Genomic DNA, 20458 nt, shown 5'->3' on the forward strand with positions numbered 1-20458 from the left:
ATCATCAGCACCGCCTACGAGCTGGAAGGCGCAGGGCCAGACCTGATCCGCCAAAAGGTGGCGGGGATTGCGGGCACGCTGTCCAAGGTCTATGCGATAGCAGAGCAATCTGCCCTCTCCACGGCGGATGCAGCCGATCAGCTGGCAGAAGCTGTCCTGCAAAGCGGAAACCCCCATGCTTAGCATACCGATACCGATTTAACACACTAATTCAATCTCCCAATCGTTTAAGTGCTACAGAATCCAGATCACTGTTACAGCTCGCATATCATTTATTTTCTCCATCTTTAAAGTACATCGCATCACGTAAAGAATTAGAAAAAACGTAAAAAAGCCAATCCGATTCATCAACACCGGATTGGCTTTAATCAGCTTTTCTTCAGGATTCCATCTGCTAAACTTCATCAGGCAACCTCAACCAACCTACTACCGCCCGCCTTAAACTTCAACCATTACAGAAGCCCGCTTCACCCGATGCAGCATCGTCCAGAATAGCATGTTAATAAATACTAGGAGTGCTACATAGATCCAGATGCCTGCTGGTATGGTGCGGATGAATACATGTAGTCCCCATAACAGTGCCATGAGCGGAAAGAAGGCAAAGACGAGCCAGCCGTCACTCTGTCCGGCCACACTAAAGGATTGGGAAAACGGCGGTTTTCGCATCAACAACTTTCCAGACAGCGGAATAAGTGCAGTTGCCACCAAAAATATTACGATCAGATCAGGAAGAATTCTTAACCCAAAGGTCCACACAAATACAATGGCGTTCAATATAAATACGGGTAAGAACATGTTGCATAAGAAAGCTTTTAGCGCTCCACTATATAGCACATTCTCGTTGGCCAGAGGGGCTGCCCGGAAAGTCCAAAACGCCTTGTATTGTCCGGAATACTTCAGCATGGTCACAACAGACACAATCAGCAAGAGCACAATATATAGCGTGTAAAAGAAGGAGCTTTCCCTAAATTCTGCCCACGAAGAACTCTGCAATTGGGTGAACCAGAATACATAGGGCAATACAAAAGATAAACCCATCGACGGGTATACCTTCAACTTGAACTCCCTTTCACTTCGCATCATACTGGCAGACAAACGAAAGCACGCCTGCTCTTCTCTGGAACGGGAGAATACCTTCGCCATGATGCGATCCCAATTCCCACGTCTTCGTCCAGAGGCCTGACCTGCGTGTGACATTTTCTCCAAATACAATTCGAAGGAAGGCATCAGCTTCACGTACACCAACAGACTGACCATTGGAACGATCACAGCAAGCGCTGAGAAAGTATACAGCCAGGCATCTCCCCCGCCGCCGAACAGCAGCTCAAAAACCGCTGCATACCATACCGGAGGCAGCAGTAACTGCCACCAGGCAGGTGTGAACACCATATTAAAGTCGATGATGCTGAACGAACGTATGACCAGCTGATAGCCTACGGCAATGCCGATGGAAAGAAGGATTTGCATCATATTGATCATGTCCTTAAGCTTCTCGCCATCCAGAAACTTCATCATGAATAGATAGATCAGGGACGTGGTCACCAGAATTAACATATTAATCAGCACCAGTTCCACCAGAAAAAGCAGGAAAAAGCCGATCCCGTGGGCAATCAATCCGGCTACCAGCGGCGCAGCCGTCAGAGAGCCTGTCAGGAGCAGCAAATAAACCCCTGCGTGAATGGCACGAGCCAAGCCAACAGTGCGTCCATTTACCGGCTTGGTCATGATGATATTACGATCCCGAATATCGAGCAGTACCGAAGAAAAGTCGGAGATCATGGAGGTCATGATCATAAACATCAGCATGGCGGTCACTAGACCCATCTGAAGCATATAATGTCCCGTATCCCAGACGACAAACGGAACCATAATCAGCCCCATCAGTGCATACAACCAGAGGGAACGCAGATACAGATTGCCTTCTTTCTGCTCCTTATTGCCATTGCGTGCTGACAATACCGTCGGTACCCTCCGCTGATCCATCTGGAACTTCACCCGTAGAATCAAACGCAGTACGTCATAATCCGCTCCTGTTCTGGCGATGATAGGCCGAAAACGATCCAGAATCTTCAGCGTGCGGAAGTCGGAGGATTCCGCCATATCAGTACACCTCCTGCACGATGGACACAAAACGTTCTGCAATTGCCCGATGCTCATTGAAGCCCGTCAGTTGATTGAATACTTCCTCCAGTGAGCCTTCCATGGATTGCTGCTGGAGCTGCCTGAACGTACCATCCGCCATCACGCGTCCTTCGGCAATCAGAACGATTCGGCTGCTGATCTTCTCCACCACATCCATGATGTGTGACGAATAGAATATCGTTGTACCCTTGGCCGACAGCTGTGTCAAAATCTCCTTTACCACCATTACACTGTTGGCGTCCAGACCGCTTAGCGGTTCATCCAGGAACAACAGATCCGGGTCATGCAGCAGCGCGGAGATCAGCAGCACTTTCTGACGCATGCCTTTGGAGAAGGAAGCAATGCGGGAATGATATGATTTTTCCAGTCCAAAACAATCCATCAACTGCTTCGCCTTATAATCGGCATCTTCATAGGACAACCCGTACAATTCTCCTATAAAGGTCAGATACTCTGCCGGGGTTAATTGCTCGTATAGCTCCGCGACTTCCGGTACATAACCGATTCTTCGCTTATATTCCGCGTCACCATCTGCGATATCCTTGCCAAAGATGCGGACCGTACCCACATATCCCTCAACTAGTCCGAGCAAAATCTTGACCGTCGTGCTTTTACCCGCACCGTTCGGACCAATATATCCGATCATCTCGCCCCGATTCACTTCTAAATCAATCCCATTTAGCACATAACGCCCGTTATACCGCATACGCAAGCCTTCAATTGACAGTACTTGTTTTTCACTCACTTCGTTATCCAGCCCCTGTCTCTACTATTTCTACAATTCTACTAGTTTACCACAGATTGGATTAACAGAGAGGGATGAAGAAAAATTAAAAGATCTTTGCTCTGCACAAAGAAGTGCATAACAAAGATCCTGAATTTATAGAATAGAATTTGATTTTTGTTAATTTATCAATTAAGTCTGGTAATTATTTTTTTTTTATTTAGTTGAAATTCTAATTAGTAAAATGTAAAACAACACACCTCCTACCACTCCAAAAAAAGCATATAAATCTATAAAAATATAAGCTATAAACGCGGATGATATCAACGTCACAATAATCCCAGCTCTATTTTTCAATAATATTCTATAGGTTAGATAACCTAGCAATCCAGAGATTAATGTCGACAACAAAAAAGGAAGAATAATGTACATTTGCTAACCTCCTAACTCGCACTCGTGTTTTACCATTTTTATTTTGTGGCAGGATCCTACCAGTAATATATCTTAGCAATGTAATCGTCCTGAGGATTAAGCTTTTCCGTTATTTATACTAATACCTTATTTCTGCTATTGATAATCTAAAATTAGAATAAAAGGTTCAATTGGAATGTTTAATCTCTAGCTTATAGAGCTTCATATTTTTCACAATTAAACCCCTGTCCCACTCATAATGAGGGACAAGGGTTTAATTGTGAATCTTTATGATGATTAACCAACAAAACAATCAATCCTTATTGAACCTTAACAATCTGGAAGTGCTGATTCGTACCACCATTATCTGTCCACTGGATTGCAGCTGCCCCGTCTGCCAGGGATTGTCCCGAAATATCAAGCACCTTGCCTGTGCTGCGGTTTTTCAATTTATAATAACCACCGCCCACACTAACCAACTGCCATTGCTGACTGGCCCAGCCGCCATCGTTCCACTGTTCAATAACAGCTCCATCTGCTGTGGAACCATTCTCTACACCGATTAGCTTGCCGCTGGAACGATTGATGATTTTGACATAACCGCCACCTGCATCCGTGATCTGCCACTGCTGGCTGGTCGTTCCGCCGTCTGCCCGCTGCTCCAGATCCGCACCGTTATCCGCAGAACCACCGATGACATTAAGCAATTTATTACTTTTGCGACTAATCAACTGATACGAAGCATTCGGGTCCCATACATCGGGCGTATCCACTCCGGTTACGGAACCCGTGGCTGCATCAATGGTAATACTGCTTGCCCAGTTCATCGCCAGACTGGTTCCACTTGGGAAAGACAACGGCAGCCACACATACTTAGAATCCTGCACTGGTCCGCTCCAGGCGCCAGCCCAGCGATCACCCATATAGAGATAGGATGTTGTCTGTGAGCCTTCCACCGGAAGCACGTATGCGGATTGGGAACCATAGGTTGTACTATCTCCAAAGTTGCTCAGGCCGCTCCATGTGCCAGTTATGCTGGTAGCAGTCGCATATTTGGCCTGATTCGGATTCCATCCCGTAGCCCCGGATGTGATCAGGAAGTAGACGCCACCCTTTTTGAACATGGCAGGTGCCTCACGATATTGACCCGGCCACAGCGTCGTTACGAGCGATTCCACACCGAGAAAATCTGGAGTCAGCTTGTAGATATTCAGGTCGGCATTCACTTTGGTCGCTGAGATGAGATAAGCTGTTCCGTTGTCGTTGTAAACTGTCATGTCTCTCGAATCATAGCCAAGAGGCCGATAGCTGCCTACATACGTATAATTTCCATCCACTGTACTTGAGGTCGCTACCGCCACTCTGGCTTCACCGTAGTCGACCCCGTTTTCCTTATGCATCCAAAGAACATACTTGCCTGTTGCACTGTTATAGATGACCTTCGGGCGTTCGATGTTGGAAATGTTCAGCTCGGCAGCCGAGCTGCTGGTGAGCACATCATTGCGATACTCCCAGTTTTTCAAATCTGCTGAACGATATACAGAAACCGCCTTGAACGTTCCATTAGGGTTGCGATTCTCCCCAAACCAGTAATAGTACCCATTAGCCTTAATCATCCCGCCCCCATGGGCATGAATGACATTGCCGTTTGTATCCTTGAACTGTACCCCGTTGGTTACACTGAGTGGAGCAGCGGAAGCCTGTTGTCCTGGAGCGACCAGCATACCTAGCGATTGTAGCGCCAGGATTAGAGCAAGCAGATAACAAAGGCGACGAGTGAAACGATGTGTTTTTGTTTTCTTTTTCAACCAACCCTCATTCATAGAACAATGCACCTCCGTAATTAATTTATAAAGCGCTTACAATAAAATCGATACGTCTCTTCTTCCTCCGATCGATGATGCATTTCATAGGATTACCTGTTTCTCAGACTGGCTCGGCACTCACCTCCTGATTACGATTGTATCCGCCATCCCCCTGCTCGAATAGTGAACAATACGGCGGAACATGTACGAATAAACACTGAACTTATGGAGTGAACAGCAAAAAGACGCTTCATCCGAAGCGTCCTCTGTTATACACAATCTAAATCCCTATAATATACGTTATTTATTAATCTTCGTCGTCAAAATCCTGGTCAAACGAAAGCACTTTGCCTGTATTGGCATCGACGTCTACATCGGCTTCACCGTTTGCTGTTCTTAGTTCCACTTCATAAACATAACGGCCGTTATCATGATCCAGTTCGATTTCGGTTACTTTTCCGCCTGTCACCTGTCTCAGGGCAATGTTCGAAGCTTGTGCCTCTGTCAGTTTAACCTGTTTTGAAGCAGCTTGATTGGAAGACGTACCTGCCACAGTTCCATTATAATCATCGTAATCCTCATCATCGACTACTGCAAGGATTTTACCTGTGTAAGCATCCAAACGAACGACAACTTCATTACTACCTTTTTTGTCGATTTCAACTTCATAGAACGTTTGGCCGTTTCTGCGCTCCAGATCCACATCATCCACTTTACCATCCGTTGCTTTCAAGGCTGCTTCTTTGGCCTGTGCGACCGTCAGCAATGTACCTGTGTTGTTCTGGGTCTGTGTTACTGATTGTGTATTGGACGTTTGCGTAGGCTGTACCGATTGTCCGTTTACACTCCCACTAGCCAGAGCGGCTGATCCTCCGAGCAACACCGCTGCCGACAAGCTGCCAATCCATAGTTTATGTTTATTCATCATCATCATTCATCTCCTCGTTGTTATTCTCGTTCTCGTCTACAGTTATAGATTAACCTGTACGAATGAGAGTTCAGCGAGAGTCAGATTAGAATTTGATGAGAAAATGAGTGAGAATCTCACAGAATGGCTTCTATACCTTTAATCTTCGTCATCATCCCAAGTGACCGAACGAATCGCGCCTGAAATGGCATTCACCTGCACAATAGCCTCACGACCGTCATCCAGGTCAATTTCAACCAGATAATACGGATTGCCACTATTCGTTCCACGGAGTTCGATATCATCCACTTCACCAGGAACCTTAGCCAGTGCCTTCTGCTCTGCTTCTTTCTCGCTCAGAAATGAAGTCTTGGTGCCTTCCCCTGTTGTCGGGTCGGGCGAAGATGCTTCCAGCGGCTTTGAAGACTGTTTCTCCCCGTTATACGGATCAATGGTCCATTGCTCCCGACCATTGTCCTTCATCTTGAATACCGCCAGATACACCGGGCTCCCCTGCTGCTCGACAAGTTCGAGCGACACCAGTTCGGCATCCGTTTGTTTCAGCAATTCCGTCTTGATCTGTTCTCGGCTCCATAACGTCTTCTCCTCGGCTTGTGGGTTGGACTCCAGCCGTTTAATGGAATTCACGGTCGCCGTAACCGCATCAACTTGTACGTCATACAGTCCGGTTTCTGAGCGGAGCTGCATGATGTAGGTTCCGTCCTTCAACGTGGAATTCAGGATCTCTCCCGGATATTGATCCAAGACCGCTTGGGCCGCTGCATCTGCTGTTAACATCACTCGGTCTGATTGCCACGGCCTCCACCACATGACCGCTATAACGACAAGGAGAGCCAGGAGCCCCGCACCCCACCAAAATGAACGTCTTGGCTTCGCCCATCCTTTGCGTCGTTGTTCTTCCCGTTTCATTTCCGGACGCCCCTCATGCTCTTCCATCACGTTCCCTCCCTTACGCACTCTCTTGTGATCCGTAACCCTACTGTGTTTATCAGTATATAAGAGAAGAATGAGATTTTCATGAGAGTGATCCGTTCTGTACGGATGTGGGCAAAATAATCGAAGCCTCGGTTCCTCTGCCCTCGGTGCTGTTTAATTCAATACGTGCGCCCACGGCTTCTGCGATATCTTTGGCCAGGGAAAGCCCCAAACCCGAACCGCTTGCTTCGCCGCTGCGTGTTCTGGCCTGATCAACACGATAGAAACGGTCAAACACCTTGGACAGTTCCTCTTCCCGCATACCGATTCCCTTATCCACAATACGTATCCGACATTCCTGCCCCTTTGCCTCCAGCCGGACTTCAATGGCATCCTCACTATATTTACGAGCATTGTCCAGCAAAATAAAAAGCAGCTGCTTCAGCTTGCTCACATCGCTAATCGCCCATATCCTGCCTGGGTCATCGCAGTGGACTTCCCGATGATAGGCTTCGCGAAATGCACGTGTGGAATCCAGCGCAAGTTGGGTGATATCCACCCGCTCCAGCTGTACATTCCACTGCTCTGGCTGCTTTGCCAGCAATAGCAGCTGCTCGGTCATCTCTCGCATGCGCACGGATTCGGACAGAATGGCTTCTACCGCCTCGTCGAATACTTCGGGACGTTCCTTGCCCCTTCGTTGCAGCAGACTGGCATAACTTTCAATGATGGTGAGTGGTGTTTTCAGTTCATGAGAAGCATCAGAAACAAAACGCTCCTGCCGCTCGAAGTTAGATTCGAGAAGATCCATCATGCGATTGAACGTCTGCCCCATCGTTTTCAGCTCATCCTTCGATTTTTCATCGAGCGGAAGTCGCTTGAACTGGCCGCTCGACTGGATATCACTCATCGTACGTGTCATCTGCTGGATCGGCCGTGTCATCCGGTTCGCCAGAATACGGCTGGAGATGATGGCTGGAATCAGCGCGATGATGGTAACGGCAACTAGAACTGTACGAAGCACAGACAGGCGATTCTCGGTATCTTCAATGCTCTCGGTGACTTGTAGATTCACTACTTCTCCATCCGGCCAGATCACTGGAACAGAGACCCAGACATAACCGATTTGTTCAACTTGGGTATACTCCGATTTTTTTTCGCTTTCGTATTTGTAGGACAGCTTGCTCAGCTGCTCCTCTGCCGAGGTCGTCACCGGCGGGGAGCTGGTGCCGTCTTCATTGACGATCCGCAGCATGCCGTCCAGCGGCGCGTAGGCTCGGAGCAAGTCGTCCGGCGGAATGGAACCGGCAGACTGGCGCACTCCTTTTAAAATAGACTCGGCCTCAGCCTCTACCCGCTTGATCTCGTTATCGATCGACATCCGTTCGAACACGATATACACCGACAGGTTGACGGCAATCAGCAGCACGGCAAACAATACGGACGAATATCCGTAGATTCTGCTGCGCAGACTCATACTTGCTCCTTCAGAACGTAACCAACACCCCGAACGGTATGTATTAAGGGTGGTGTGAATCCGTTATCGACTTTTTTGCGCACATAACGGATATACACATCCACCACATTGGTATCTCCATAATAATCGTATCCCCAGACGGCCTGAACAATCTGGTCCCGGCTCAGCACCTGGCGCTGGTTTTGCAACAGATACACCAATAGATCGAACTCACGCGGTGTAAGCTCAATCGATTGACCATCCCGGGATATCTCACGGGTTCCTTCATTCAGCTTCAATCCACCTGCGGTAAGCCAGCCTGTCTCATTTCCCGCCGTGTGCTCGGGTGATTGCGCCGTATCCCGTGGGACCGAAGTGGCAGAGTGGGTAGCAGCCGATGCAGCACTCAGGCGCAGTGCAGCGCGTACTCTGGCAAGCAACTCTTCAATACGGAACGGCTTAGTAATGTAATCGTTGGCTCCGAGATCGAGTCCGGATACTTTGTCTTCCACAGAGTCTTTGGCTGTAAGCATCAGAATGGGCACGGTCGCATCTTTGGCACGTATCCGTCGCAACACTTCAATCCCACTCAGACCCGGCAGCATAATATCCAGCAGAATCAGATCCCATTGCCCCTCCCCATACATCTCCAGCCCTTCCGTTCCGCTGCCTGCCTTGCCTACCTGATATCCCTCATACTGTAATTCCAGTTCAAGCAGGCGTGCAATTTTGGGCTCATCCTCGATCACCAGCACGGCTTCATTCATGCAGAGCTCCCCCTCATTCCGTCATTCCATTCTCCCGTTATATTACAATACGAATTACAATTTACCTAAGGCATCCTCTACCAATTCATCCCCGGCGATCAGATCAAAAGCCATTCGATACGTCTTCTCCTCCTGGAGGGAAGCAGCGATTACACGAGCCACATCTTCACGTGGAATACTTCCCGGTTTCAGATCTGTTCCTACAGAGATTTTGCCGGTACCCGGCTCATTTTTCAAACCACCTGGACGGATAATGGTGTAATTCAGATCACTTGCGAATAACGCCCGATCGGCATAATGCTTCGCCACGTAATACGGCTTAATGGCGTCGGACCACTTCTCCCGCTGATCTGCCCCAAACGCACTGACCAAAATATATCTGGTAATTCCCTGCTGCTGTGCCGCCTCCATTGTTTTCACCGCACCATCGAGATCAATGAGCAATGTTTTGTCTTCGCCCGTAGATCCACCGGAACCCGCTGTAAACACAATGGCATTGTGATCTTTCATTGCCTCGGCCAGATCATCCACGCTGCCTTCCAAATCGCCAATCACCACATTGGCACCAAACTGCTTAAGTAGGTCTGCCTGCTCCGGTTTGCGAATCATCGCGGTGACTTGATGTTTCCCTTCCTGTGCCAGTTGCTGCACCAGAAATTTGCCGATTTGTCCGTTCGCTCCAATTACTAATACGTTCATATGTCATTCTCCTCTCGGTTTTCCTTTTATAAGCTAGCTTTTTTTATAAAACAGACTTGTCTTTAATTTAAACGAAAGCCGACGCTTCTAAGCGCCGGCTGCTATGTATTACTACCGTTCAGCGCATCTGGTGTGATGCGGATAACACGTCTTCCCTTTAATATACCATACACCCTATACGGTTTATACCGAGCACTTTTTTCTTCAAAACATCTCTGATAACAACGAATATATTTCAATATCTCGCTTCAAGGAACTTAGTCCCTATGCTCTACGGATGCTGGTTAAAAATAAAGAAAGGCACCACGTGGGGTGCCTTTCTGCTGCATGGCGTACAGGTATTAGTAAGCCAGTGCAAACAAACCGTGAATATGAGCAAGGTAACGGATGTTACTTGCTTCTTTCATCATGGTTGCTGGCAGACCTTTCAGACGAGTCTGGTTGCCACCGATCATGCCGACAGCATCCTTACGACCCAGACTTCCCAGTGTACCGGAGAATACTGGTGTGAAGGATTCCATTGCGCCACCTTTGAACATTACGCCCAAGTTGTGACCAATAGTTTCACCCATTTGCCAAGCCAATTGTGCTGTTGGAGGGTATGGACGAGCGCCTTCGCTAGGGAAGACCACTGCGCTGTCACCAGCAACAAACACGTCTTTATGGGATGTGGATTGCAGTACTTCCGTAACTTTCGCACGGCCACGATCCACTTCAATTCCGCTGTTGGCAACAACTGCATTACCTTGAACGCCGCCTGTCCATACGAGTGTGTTCGTAGGGATCGAGCTTCCGTCTTTCAGCAGAACTTCATTTTCTTTCATTTCGGTAATCGCTACGCCAACGATGAAGTTAACGCCACGTTTTTCCAGACTCGCTTTTGCACGCTCAACCAGTTCTGGCGGGAATCCTGCCAGGATGGAAGGACCTGCTTCAACCGTGTACAGGGAAACTTCTTTGAAGTCGATACCTTTTTCTTGGCATACAGCCGGAAGAAGGTCAGCGAATTCACCAACAAGCTCGATACCTGTCAAACCACCGCCACCGATAACAAACGTAGCGTCTGCTTTGTTGCCGGATTGTTTGTAAGCATCCAAACGAGCTTCCACGTGTGCACGAATGCGATTAGCATCGCTAACGGATTTCAGCGTGAAGCTGTACTCCTGCAATCCCGGAATTCCGAAGAATGCCGTTTCACTGCCCAAGGCAACAACGAGTGCATCGTAAGAGTAAGTAGAACCGCTGGTCATGAGAACTTTTTTCTCGTCCGGCTTGATTGTATCCACCGTATCGATTTTCAAGTTCACATTTTTACCACTCAGCAATTTTTCGAGTGGAAGGGCAACTGCTTTTTCAGCAATGCTTCCTGCTGCAAGACGGTGCAGTTCCGTAATAATTTGGTGCGTAGGGTAACGGTTCACGACTGTAATAGTCGCTTCTTCCGGTGTCAGGTATTGACGCGCAGTCAGCGCAGTCAACAGACCACCGTAACCTCCGCCCAAGATCAAAATTTGCTTCGACATATCCATCCTCCGTTCTTCTAATCTTAACGTTGCTGTTGTTGACGCTCGTTCAGGATGCTCAGGAATGATTGAGCAAAACGAAGCGTTTGTTGTACGTTTGGATCTTTAAGCATTTTGAGCATAGCGAACAAACCAACCGAAGTTTGCTCGGCTTGCGCACGATCACTTGCTTCGATGGCAGCAGAAGCTACACCTTTAGCTTTGTCTACAACAGGTTTAGCAAACTCGCCCATTGCGCTCATTGTGTCGCTGATCAGAACTTTGTCTGTAGCTACGCTTTGTGCAAAGTCATAAGCTTTGGTCATAGCAGTGACCATTTCAGCCAGTTTAGGCAAGTTCTCCACCAGAACGGTCAGAGACTCCTGTACCTCAGGCTTCATCAATTGATCCAGTACGTCCAAGGACTGGCGTTGGGAAACGTCGGCACCTTCTGTAACCGGCACCTCTTGTTGAGTAGGCGATTGTGACATAAGAGAAAGTCCTCCTTTACTTTGGGATAGAAGTCCGCGACTTTCATGATGCCTGTCAAGCAGAGCCGAACCACAAATACATCCAATACAACTAAATGTACCAAATTTCACACAATAGAATGAGCATAGCCCAAGGGCCGTTCCCACATCGTGTATTGTATCTTGGGTCTATTGCGGACAACATGTGTTGACGCAAAACGACAAGCAGGCCGAAACCGAACTCTATACCCCTATATTACACCTCTTACACATGAACATGAAAAAGAAATTTTTTACACTTGTGAAGATATTGTGAACATTGTAACAAAATCGATTTTTTTGTCAAGCATTGTGGTCGGATTAAAATCGATTATTCTCCTGTCCCAGATCCGTAATCCTACCACATGTGGTAGGAAGACAAGATCACATATGACCATATGTGCGATATGTACACAAGGAAGGATTTTTTCAACTGAATTTTTCAGGAATTGTTTTCCAAAACCATGAATTTCATGCAACGAAATTGGTCACTGTCGTTATTATGCAGCTAGGGGTGCAGCCTTATTCCTGAAATGACATCATTTCTTGTTCAAGTATGAACCTATCCTGGCACGAAAGCAAAAAAGACAGAAAGAAGGCCTGACGGATCGTCCTGCCTCCTGATATTTCTTTCACTGTTCGCCAGATCTAATCGTTACATTTCGGCCACACCATAACGATTTCTGGGGAATGCTGATCCATTTCTTCAAGCAACGCTTTTATTGCAACGACAGCAGCTCGCTCTAATTCCTCCACCTCCAGAAGTATCGAGATAGCTTGATCGACCTGAAGCTTCTCGTTTGGCTTTCCGCCTTCAGGAAAAGGAAAACACTGTTTGAGCACGTTTAACCTTTGGGACATGTTTCGATATAACTCTTCCGCCTGAAGACAGAATGGAATCAAGCTGGAATAGCGGGGAATCGAAGCCCACTTTACAGAAAGTTCTTTGAAAAACTCACTTGCATAACGTCTTGCATCCCACAAAACCGCAATGTTATAGGCATGACCGTTCGGTTCTACCCGTCTATATTCTAGGGCTTCTCTCCAGACCGCATAAGCAGCCAGACCACTGACTGTGTTCGGCAAGGTATATGGGTCCTCCCCACGATAATGAGCCAAAACAGCTGTCAGTGCCGCGCGCAAGTTCATTTCTCTTATCATGCCATCTGATTCCGCTGCCAGTACAAATACTTCCTGATTCACCCCCCGGCCTACATGATCATAGATAATTGTTCCTGATTTAATGAAATCTGTACCGTACAGGGTCCGGGCTGCATCATCATAGCCATAAATCAATCCGAATTCGGGAATATTCAGGTCCCATACTACGGCCGGAATTCCCCGATGAATGGAGTAACGAATCAAGGAGAGGGCCCGAACAAGCCTTGGATTTAGCAACCTTTTCCCCTTCGCTTTCTCCTCTAGCATCGAAGGATCGATCAGATTGGCATTGAGTCCCGCTTCGCTCGCCAAAGCCTCAACCGCATGGGAACGATAACCCATATGGTGCAATCCTCTGATAAGTACCTCTTTGAAGTTATAGGCGGTGGGTCCAGCGATATGTATGTCCTGAGGCAGGATGGTCAGACGAAAAGAAAGTCCACTCATCCCCATAACCATGGGGAGAGATGGAGATGAACCGATATAACCTAACATCTCGTGAATGGATGCTGCTGCCGAGTTCCAGGTTTGGGGAGCCCGAAACGAAAGGGGCTCCTCCAGAATCACTCGATTTTGCCCGAGTGAATTCCACTCTGCCAGCATTTCTTCTACGGATAAATGAATATGAAGCTGCGACACTTTTTTACGTGAACGGGACAGAATTTGATACGCATTGGCACTTGTCAGATTGAATTTACAGGCAATTTCTTGCGGTGACAGCTGCTCCATCCAATACGATGTGAAGACCTGCTGCTCTCTTAAATTCAGACATCCCAGCAGCTTGTAGAGATTATTCCTCATTTCCTGCTGAGCAACAGCTTGATACGGATCATAGCCAGTCTCCTGCGATATCCGTTCGGTGTCATTCAAAAGATGGTTCAGCGTCTTGTCGAGCGAGTCTTGATCGCTCCATGAGGGATCATCGGCTCCAAATGCAAGGAAAGAAGAAAAATGTTGTTCACGCTGCTGCTCTCGGCGTTGCATATGTGAGTACGCCTGATTACGCACAATGCGCTGCATCCAGGCCATAAAACGCTCGGCATTCTGAAGCTGCCCCATATGAATGAACGCCCGAATAAGCCCATCCTGTAAAATGTCTTCTGCGAGATAAGAATCATGTGTAAGTGCTCGCACATAACGGAACAATTGCCCACGGTAACGGTGAATCAATTCACCAAAAGCCTCTGTATCCCCAGTTTGGGCTCGTTGGATAAGCGCGACATCCGACTCCTTTTGCCGATTCTCGAATGTCTCATCTTCCCCTGGCCTGATATGGCGATTGTCAGCTAATTCATCCATGTGTATCTCCCCTTCTCATAGCCTTGCTTCACTTACAATTACATTATTCCATCTTCAAAATAGCAGCTTCGATCATGGCTTCCGTCTCCGCGAGTGCCACCATGATTGTCGCAGCAGCCTCCCAGTTCCGGGAGACAAGACGGGATTGGCATTCCCCGAATTGGCGGGATTGTGCGTATTTCAAAGCAGAAAGGTCAGGATGGATTGTTTTAAAAAATGACCCATAATCATGGGCACGACGCGCGCCTACTGGCAGAGCAAAATACACATAATGAGCCCACTCATTACAATCGATTGCATCAGCACGAACCTGTTCCGCCTTATGAAGAATCGCTGAAGCTCCTGTTCGTCCTTCCTGTGCAGCAATATCATGGATCTGTTCTGTAAGCGTTGATTTGAACCAAGTAAAAGCACGACGGTTAATCTCCTCCAGATCAGGCTGTTCAATGCGTTCAGGACTCCACCATCGTCGATACACACCGCTACTCCACGGGAATTCAGACTTCCATGCTTCCTCAAGTTTATCCAGTGTCAGGAAGACATTCGGGAATCCAGCAGGATCATGCAGGCATATTTCATCGCCCTCTATGCTCAACGCCACTACATAATGATCGCAACCACCCAGGTTGGGAGAGTTGGGATTGTAGACGAGTTTGCCCATATCCAGCGGACCCATCATCACAGGACCCTGCTTCAAAGCCTCTCTTAGCTCATCTACAGGCATCTCTGTACCCGGTGATTGCACACTTTCGCGCACACTAAATCCCAGAATGCTCATCGCTTTGCTGATGGCCAGATCAGGACTAGAGGTACAGTTATCAAAAAAAAGCATATCTTCCTGCGTTCGAAAGGCCCCTAGTGAAAAGCCACCGACTGCTTCAAGCAGACCGGGGTCTACCTTTTCTCCAATGGACGACAGCAGCATTGAAGCTGAATTAGCGTAGCAATATGCACCATTTCCAATATAATTGCTCATATCATAACATCCTCTCATTTCTTTAATGAAGCACGCGGTTATGCAATGCCTATACTTATACTGACTCTTCGTACTGATCATTTCTGACAGAATATCCAGAACAAATTTCTGCCCTTATCACAATAGCAACGTTTAGAATACGGGCATCCCGGTTAATAAGGACTACACCAGAAACGAAGGAGATGTTCGATATGAGTAATTCAACTAGCGATAAAATTAAAGCAGGCGTAAACAAGGCCAAAGGCGAAGTGAAAGATCAGATCGGTAATGCGACTAACAACAGATCCCTTCAGGCTGAGGGCAAGAAAGACAAAGCCAAAGGTGCTGTGCAGGACAAAATTGCTGATGTAAAAAAACATCACTAGATCCATTTGTTAAACGTGAACACGCACGACAATTCGTGCAGTAAATATAGGATCATTGCCCGACCGTCCATACCGGTTGAAAGCCGGGATTCGACGGGGGCGCAAAAAAGCCAAGGAAGGTGTTATTCACTACACCCTTCCCTGGCTTTTTTTGCCCTGGTTAGATAGCCGGAACTGCATATCTCGCCATATCGATAATAAAGCTGCGTGCTTCTCTTGTCGTGTGGTATTCACGGCTGAATTGTCTTACCCATTCGGGATGTTCCTGATACCATCGAAAGGTCTGCTCCAGTCCCTGCTCCAGCGTCGTCTGGGGAAACCATCCGGTCTCTGATCGTAATTTTCCCGAGTGAACGACCAGACTCGAACCTCTGGACTGGGTGGGCTCCTGCTCCCGAATCTCCGCCGTTCCATTAGAAGTATGCAATTGGTGCAAAAGATCTCCGATCTCTTGCATGGTTGTTCCTTGCCCTGTCGAAATGTTATAAATCTGCTGATCTTGTCCATTCAGCATAATCTGTTCAATCGCTCGCAGCGCATCATCTACATACAAAAAATCACGTACAGCTGATCCCTGAATATCCAGAGGAAGGCTGTCCATCATTCGGCCAAAATTACGCGGGATAATCCGGTCCGGCAACTGCCAAGGTCCATAAAGATTGGTTAAACGAAATATTTTTATAGGAAGCTGGTAACATTGAGCGTAGGATCGTGCGAGCATCTCACAGGCTACTTTGGAAGCGGAGTAAGGGGATACCGGAGCATATTCATCGGATTCATGATACACTCTGCCCATCTCCCCTCCGTATACCTCAACAGATGAAGCCAGCACCACGGGAATATGGTGATCGGAAGCGTATTGCAGAATGGCCTGTGTACTGAGGGTGTTGTTACGAAACACTTCTCTGGGGTGATGATACGAATAATCTACGTGTGGCATCGCTGCCAGATGAATAATATAGTCTGTTTCGTGCGGCAAGCTAAATCTGTCCTTCGCGAGATCACAACAGATAAAGGCCATCTCATGAAGTGGAGAGCTGTGAACAAGCCTCTGACAATAATCATCCTGGTCCACCAGGGTGATTCGATGTCCTTTTTGCGCCAAATACTGAGAAAGGTTAAATCCTACAAATCCAGAAGCCCCTGTAATGACAATATTCAAGCACATTCCCCCTTGGATTAATACAACAAGTTACTGAAGAGAGTCTATGTTCTGATTATAACCTTATAGTGATACATTTTGTATCATTTTACAATTGTTTTTTGTTCTTCACCAGAAATAAACGGGTAATGCCATAGAGAGGTGATATTTACGATGAAAGAGGCCATCAACAATGTACAAACGATGTTATTTCAGGACGATGGTGTGATCCCCAATCATCCGATTCTGCCTGTACTTCTGTATAAAGGAATTTGGGCAACAAATTCCGCTCGTGCAGAGTCGTTACTGAACCAAAATGGATGGGGAAACAGCTGGATTAACGGTGTGTTTGATTATCATCATTTTCACAGCAATGCTCATGAAGTACTTGCAGTGGTTAGTGGCTGGGTTGAGCTCATTCTTGGTGGGCAACATGGAAAGGTTGTGCGTCTTCATGCAGGAGATGTGGTCGTATTACCTGCGGGAACCGGACATAAGCGGCTGAGTGCGAGCCGTGATTTCCGCATTGCAGGGGCCTATCCAGGTGGCATGAGCTATAATACCCGAACGGGTGAACCGGGGGAGCGTCCCAAAGTTCTGCGTGAAATTCAGGAGGTTCCCATTCCGGATACAGATCCAGTCTATGGGCAAGAGGGGCCACTATTGGAGTTATGGAATCAGAATAAGACATGAAAGAATAAATGGACTGCTCCGGGATAAAAAAACTACCGGGAACAGTCCATTTCGGTTACTGGGGGAGCCTCACACTGTAGAATCGCATGGCATGTGGCTTCCCTTCCATCTCAAGCCGTCCCTTTATGATCAACTGTCGAACACGGTATTCAATGAATGCGTCTCCGACAGCTTGTTCAAGATGGCCCAGCACCTCACCTACGACGCGGGCTGATTTTATAAACTCGCCAGGCTGTCTGGTTAACGTGACCTCTCTAGCCTTCTGCATAATGTACTCATCAATCGCGTCTTCGGGCACGCTCTGAATCTGGCCATCCTTCATTAATCGCAGAAGTCCTGGCTGTACAGCCAGATTCACCCACTCTTGCTCCATGTGTTTTCGTTCCTCCACAGACAACGGTTCAGCATTCACACAGTGTTGCCACATCGATAACAACTTCTCAGAAAAAATTTCACCTGTTCTAGGAACATCATACTGAACTTCAGAAGGTTTGAATAATTCCTGATATAATGCACCGGTATCGATTAAATAGATAGGCCCCAGCCTTTTACGTAGCAAATGCATGGCATATAAAAGCCCCGTTCTCTCATGAGCATTATTCGCATACCAAATGGTGATTCGCGTATCTTCATCAATTGAACTCAACATGTTGTTTAATTGAAGCAGCTTATCCATGCCTTGGACGGCATAACTTCCATGCTCACCCAAATAAAGTTTCTCAAGTAGCCAGAGGTGCCTGCGGTGTAAATCCGCCTTGTTCGTCAGATCGCCCAATGGACCGATGGCATAGTAGTCATTCATAGAGAAAAACCGCCGCTCCGAGCGACCTGGAACCTTGCCCATCGCAACCTTAATGCTACCTAGTGGCGATTCACCAATCGCTATATGAATTTCACGTGGTATCTGTGCCTTTAATGCCTGTTGCTCCGCTTTCTCCCGGTTCCGATTCTCATCCAATGTCTTAAATATCGACTGTATTTTCGTTGCAAAATGAACAGAATGTTCTTCCGCTGACTGATCACTGACTGCCATATCTGCGCTGAGATAGAGCGTACGCAATAACGAACGCAGCTCGTCCTCATCCATACGGTACAGCTCCTGATCAAAATCAAAGATATTGTCAATCATGTTTATCCCCCTCCAAACAGTCTAAACCGATGGTTATCTGCGACTAAACCATACAAAATCGAACGTACGTATTTGTATCATCGTAAGTTTACGACGAAATAGACTTTCCAGAGGAGTGACTCAGATCATTCATTTCCTCACGATTGGATGACGAACGGGTAAAATGCCGCTCCAGCTTCCGACTTGCCCAAAGGGATACCGCGATAAACAACAACACGCCGCCCCATCGCACAGGGTGCTCCATAAACTGAGCTACATTGGAACCGATATACGTCACACAGAAGATCATAATGGCTTTACCAAAACTCACCGCAAGCAGGAAGGACATTAATCTCATCCGCGCAATACCTGCCGCTACATTAATAATGACGAACGGACCAACCGGAAAAATACTCAACAAAAACACATAACTGAATGCATTCCGCCGAATCCATACCATGCTGCGCTGCACACGGGGTTTATTAGCCCAACGTTCCACAAAAGCCGACTTCCCAATCTCCCGTACAATCAGGAACGTAACGGTACAGCCGAGTACCATCCCGATCCATGAATATAAAAATCCTGCCCATAGCCCGTACACCGCTCCGTTAACCCCAACAATGAGCAGTGTAGGCAGCGGGGGCACGAACGATTTCATAAAGGTAAGCAAAATTGCCGGTAAAGGGCCCAGGGAGCGAAACTTCTCCAGCCAAAAACGAATATTCTCTTCCGTAATATAGGACATGATGTCCAAAGATGCCGGGTTCATCTGCTTCCCTCCAATCTATACAGTTCAAATTTACTAAAGATGTGGTGCCCATTATAAAATACATCTGGTAAACCGATGTGAAGTTTCACGACTCACTTCTCCCCAGTATAACGTACATATGAGCGCTGTACCGTTGTCAATTTGAAGAAATTTCACCAGCGAAGCTAAAAAACAAAAAAGCACACCCTGACCCGTTCAGTCTTGGTGTGCTCTCTATATCGGATACCCCGCTTGAAACCCATGGTGAACAAGCTTGGGGAAGTATTTGTATTTCGCATAAACCGTTTATTCTAGCTGAGCTTCCTGCATTGCCAATTCATTCAGCTCTTCCTGATGCTCAGCATTCCACTCGGGAATACCGGAACGCATGAATTCTTCGGCATCCATCGCTGCTTTGGACTGGTTGCACAGATTGCAGGCGCAGACACAGTTAAGTGGGGTGGTATGCCCACCTTTAGCTCGTGGCAGAAGATGGTCAATCGTGTCTCCATACGATCCACAGAAGTAGCAGGTATAGTTATCACGGGTCAAAATAAACCGTTTGAAATCCTTGTTGCTAAACAATCGACGGATCGTGTACCGATTAACCACAACAGCGGCTTTTTCCTTGACCAACGTGACCGCCAGCTCCATATCCACTTCCTGATGCCAGCGCCGCCCTTTGTCCGTCTTGCCACGCATGCGCACCATGCCCTGCCGATTCGTCCGAAGCGATGACGGATCATCCGGATCAATCGCTACAGGCACCGCCGGAGTATGACGGCGAGGACGGCTTTCCGTTCCAGCCCCGTGACTGCGGCTGGAATGTGCAGGCGCCCGCTGCCCGGATGATCCGGCACGGGCTGCGTCTTCGCCGCCTGCCTTAGGCGCACGCTCCTTGCGTGCCGGGCGCGGCTTCGACCCGGGCGAGCCTGGCTGGCGCACGGGTGCAGGAGGCGCAGCCTCCATGGCCGTGCCCGGCGCTTGGCCGGGGGCGGGCTTTGCAGCAGCGGCAGGCTGCGCGGCTGCTGCTGGGGGTCCGGCGACCGCGGCATCGCCACGGTCGCTCAGGTTCGGCGCACTGGCCTCAGCTATGCTGCGGGCCTGTC

At 47.8% G+C, this 20458-nt stretch carries 20 protein-coding genes; 3 read left to right on the top strand and 17 right to left on the bottom strand.

What is annotated here, in order from left to right:
* A partial coding sequence (locus A6049_RS33825) for a Rossmann-fold NAD(P)-binding domain-containing protein (protein WP_205412063.1) occupies positions 1-183 on the top strand: 183 nt, incomplete at its 5' end.
* Positions 184-234: 51 nt separating this feature from the next.
* Here A6049_RS33825 and A6049_RS33830 read toward each other — a convergent pair.
* The 13 genes from A6049_RS33830 to A6049_RS30815 all read right to left on the bottom strand — a co-directional run bounded on the left by A6049_RS33830 (position 235) and on the right by A6049_RS30815 (position 15294).
* Positions 235-405: a hypothetical protein gene (locus A6049_RS33830; RefSeq protein WP_177031212.1), complete on the bottom strand. Its 171-nt coding sequence runs from the start codon at positions 403-405 to the stop codon at positions 235-237.
* A 33-nt stretch (positions 406-438) separates the two neighbouring features.
* The gene (locus A6049_RS30755; protein WP_063568219.1) at positions 439-2100 is read right to left on the bottom strand and encodes a hypothetical protein; all 1662 of its coding nucleotides are present in this window, start codon (positions 2098-2100) and stop codon (positions 439-441) included.
* A 1-nt stretch (position 2101) separates the two neighbouring features.
* Positions 2102-2887, bottom strand: coding sequence for an ABC transporter ATP-binding protein (locus A6049_RS30760; protein ID WP_063568220.1), 786 nt, complete (start codon positions 2885-2887; stop codon positions 2102-2104).
* Between the two features lie 710 nt (positions 2888-3597).
* Positions 3598-5100: an RICIN domain-containing protein gene (locus tag A6049_RS30770; RefSeq protein ID WP_095206270.1), complete on the bottom strand. Its 1503-nt coding sequence runs from the start codon at positions 5098-5100 to the stop codon at positions 3598-3600.
* Positions 5101-5389: 289 nt separating this feature from the next.
* Positions 5390-6016: a PepSY domain-containing protein gene (locus A6049_RS30775; protein WP_095206271.1), complete on the bottom strand. Its 627-nt coding sequence runs from the start codon at positions 6014-6016 to the stop codon at positions 5390-5392.
* A gap of 132 nt (positions 6017-6148) precedes the next feature.
* A complete protein-coding gene (locus A6049_RS34295) occupies positions 6149-6946 on the bottom strand; it encodes a PepSY domain-containing protein (protein WP_063568222.1) in 798 nt (265 codons plus the stop codon).
* Positions 6947-7025: 79 nt separating this feature from the next.
* On the bottom strand, positions 7026-8402 hold the full coding sequence (locus A6049_RS30785) for a sensor histidine kinase (RefSeq protein ID WP_063568223.1): 1377 nt from the start codon (positions 8400-8402) through the stop codon (positions 7026-7028).
* Positions 8399-9148: a response regulator transcription factor gene (locus A6049_RS30790; RefSeq protein WP_063568224.1), complete on the bottom strand. Its 750-nt coding sequence runs from the start codon at positions 9146-9148 to the stop codon at positions 8399-8401. The genes A6049_RS30785 and A6049_RS30790 overlap by 4 nt, the downstream gene beginning before the upstream one ends.
* 54 nt (positions 9149-9202) lie before the next feature.
* Positions 9203-9847: an SDR family oxidoreductase gene (locus A6049_RS30795; RefSeq protein WP_063568225.1), complete on the bottom strand. Its 645-nt coding sequence runs from the start codon at positions 9845-9847 to the stop codon at positions 9203-9205.
* Between the two features lie 341 nt (positions 9848-10188).
* Positions 10189-11370: an NAD(P)/FAD-dependent oxidoreductase gene (locus tag A6049_RS30800; protein ID WP_063568226.1), complete on the bottom strand. Its 1182-nt coding sequence runs from the start codon at positions 11368-11370 to the stop codon at positions 10189-10191.
* A gap of 23 nt (positions 11371-11393) precedes the next feature.
* Complete coding sequence (locus tag A6049_RS30805) at positions 11394-11840, bottom strand: DUF1641 domain-containing protein (RefSeq protein WP_024629786.1); 447 nt, start codon at positions 11838-11840, stop codon at positions 11394-11396.
* Between the two features lie 666 nt (positions 11841-12506).
* On the bottom strand, positions 12507-14318 hold the full coding sequence (locus A6049_RS30810; RefSeq protein ID WP_063568227.1) for an RNA polymerase sigma factor: 1812 nt from the start codon (positions 14316-14318) through the stop codon (positions 12507-12509).
* 43 nt (positions 14319-14361) lie between these two features.
* The gene (locus A6049_RS30815; RefSeq protein WP_063568228.1) at positions 14362-15294 is read right to left on the bottom strand and encodes a cysteine peptidase family C39 domain-containing protein; all 933 of its coding nucleotides are present in this window, start codon (positions 15292-15294) and stop codon (positions 14362-14364) included.
* A gap of 191 nt (positions 15295-15485) precedes the next feature.
* On the opposite strand from A6049_RS30815, the gene A6049_RS32405 reads away from it, so the two are divergent.
* Positions 15486-15659: a CsbD family protein gene (locus tag A6049_RS32405; protein WP_064506464.1), complete on the top strand. Its 174-nt coding sequence runs from the start codon at positions 15486-15488 to the stop codon at positions 15657-15659.
* A 160-nt stretch (positions 15660-15819) separates the two neighbouring features.
* On the opposite strand, the gene A6049_RS30820 is transcribed toward A6049_RS32405, so the two are convergent.
* Positions 15820-16827 carry an NAD-dependent epimerase/dehydratase family protein gene (locus A6049_RS30820; protein WP_095206272.1) on the bottom strand — a complete coding sequence of 336 codons (1008 nt, stop codon included), beginning with the start codon at positions 16825-16827 and terminating at the stop codon, positions 15820-15822.
* 147 nt (positions 16828-16974) lie between these two features.
* Between A6049_RS30820 and A6049_RS30825 the strand changes: the two genes are divergently transcribed.
* Positions 16975-17493 (top strand): cupin domain-containing protein, encoded by a 519-nt coding sequence (locus A6049_RS30825; RefSeq protein ID WP_063568229.1) that lies wholly within the window; start codon positions 16975-16977, stop codon positions 17491-17493.
* Between the two features lie 55 nt (positions 17494-17548).
* Here A6049_RS30825 and A6049_RS30830 read toward each other — a convergent pair whose 3' ends face one another.
* The 3 genes from A6049_RS30830 to A6049_RS32855 all read right to left on the bottom strand — a co-directional run bounded on the left by A6049_RS30830 (position 17549) and on the right by A6049_RS32855 (position 20318).
* Positions 17549-18622 carry a DUF1835 domain-containing protein gene (locus tag A6049_RS30830; RefSeq protein ID WP_063568230.1) on the bottom strand — a complete coding sequence of 358 codons (1074 nt, stop codon included), beginning with the start codon at positions 18620-18622 and terminating at the stop codon, positions 17549-17551.
* A gap of 88 nt (positions 18623-18710) precedes the next feature.
* Entirely contained in the window at positions 18711-19370 is a 660-nt protein-coding gene (locus A6049_RS30835) for a TVP38/TMEM64 family protein (protein WP_063568231.1), read from the bottom strand.
* A gap of 285 nt (positions 19371-19655) precedes the next feature.
* Positions 19656-20318 (bottom strand): HNH endonuclease, encoded by a 663-nt coding sequence (locus A6049_RS32855; RefSeq protein ID WP_095206273.1) that lies wholly within the window; start codon positions 20316-20318, stop codon positions 19656-19658.
* Between the last annotated feature and the right edge of the window lie 140 nt (positions 20319-20458).

The sequence above is a fragment of the Paenibacillus sp. O199 genome (assembly GCF_001636635.1).
GTDB classification, from domain to species: domain Bacteria; phylum Bacillota; class Bacilli; order Paenibacillales; family Paenibacillaceae; genus Paenibacillus; species Paenibacillus marchantiae.

Coding starts and splice junctions, on each gene's coding strand:
- A6049_RS30835 (WP_063568231.1), bottom strand. CDS start 19,370: ATGAACCCGGCATCTTTGGACATCATGTCCTATATTACGGAAGAGAAT.
- A6049_RS30815 (WP_063568228.1), bottom strand. CDS start 15,294: ATGAGCAATTATATTGGAAATGGTGCATATTGCTACGCTAATTCAGCT.
- A6049_RS30830 (WP_063568230.1), bottom strand. CDS start 18,622: ATGATTGACAATATCTTTGATTTTGATCAGGAGCTGTACCGTATGGAT.
- A6049_RS32405 (WP_064506464.1), top strand. CDS start 15,486: ATGAGTAATTCAACTAGCGATAAAATTAAAGCAGGCGTAAACAAGGCC.
- A6049_RS30790 (WP_063568224.1), bottom strand. CDS start 9,148: ATGAATGAAGCCGTGCTGGTGATCGAGGATGAGCCCAAAATTGCACGC.
- A6049_RS33830 (WP_177031212.1), bottom strand. CDS start 405: ATGAAGTTTAGCAGATGGAATCCTGAAGAAAAGCTGATTAAAGCCAAT.
- A6049_RS30795 (WP_063568225.1), bottom strand. CDS start 9,847: ATGAACGTATTAGTAATTGGAGCGAACGGACAAATCGGCAAATTTCTG.
- A6049_RS30785 (WP_063568223.1), bottom strand. CDS start 8,402: ATGAGTCTGCGCAGCAGAATCTACGGATATTCGTCCGTATTGTTTGCC.
- A6049_RS30800 (WP_063568226.1), bottom strand. CDS start 11,370: ATGTCGAAGCAAATTTTGATCTTGGGCGGAGGTTACGGTGGTCTGTTG.
- A6049_RS30805 (WP_024629786.1), bottom strand. CDS start 11,840: ATGTCACAATCGCCTACTCAACAAGAGGTGCCGGTTACAGAAGGTGCC.
- A6049_RS30825 (WP_063568229.1), top strand. CDS start 16,975: ATGAAAGAGGCCATCAACAATGTACAAACGATGTTATTTCAGGACGAT.
- A6049_RS30775 (WP_095206271.1), bottom strand. CDS start 6,016: ATGATGATGATGAATAAACATAAACTATGGATTGGCAGCTTGTCGGCA.
- A6049_RS30755 (WP_063568219.1), bottom strand. CDS start 2,100: ATGGCGGAATCCTCCGACTTCCGCACGCTGAAGATTCTGGATCGTTTT.
- A6049_RS34295 (WP_063568222.1), bottom strand. CDS start 6,946: ATGGAAGAGCATGAGGGGCGTCCGGAAATGAAACGGGAAGAACAACGA.
- A6049_RS30820 (WP_095206272.1), bottom strand. CDS start 16,827: ATGTGCTTGAATATTGTCATTACAGGGGCTTCTGGATTTGTAGGATTT.
- A6049_RS32855 (WP_095206273.1), bottom strand. CDS start 20,318: ATGGAGGCTGCGCCTCCTGCACCCGTGCGCCAGCCAGGCTCGCCCGGG.
- A6049_RS30770 (WP_095206270.1), bottom strand. CDS start 5,100: ATGAATGAGGGTTGGTTGAAAAAGAAAACAAAAACACATCGTTTCACT.
- A6049_RS30810 (WP_063568227.1), bottom strand. CDS start 14,318: ATGGATGAATTAGCTGACAATCGCCATATCAGGCCAGGGGAAGATGAG.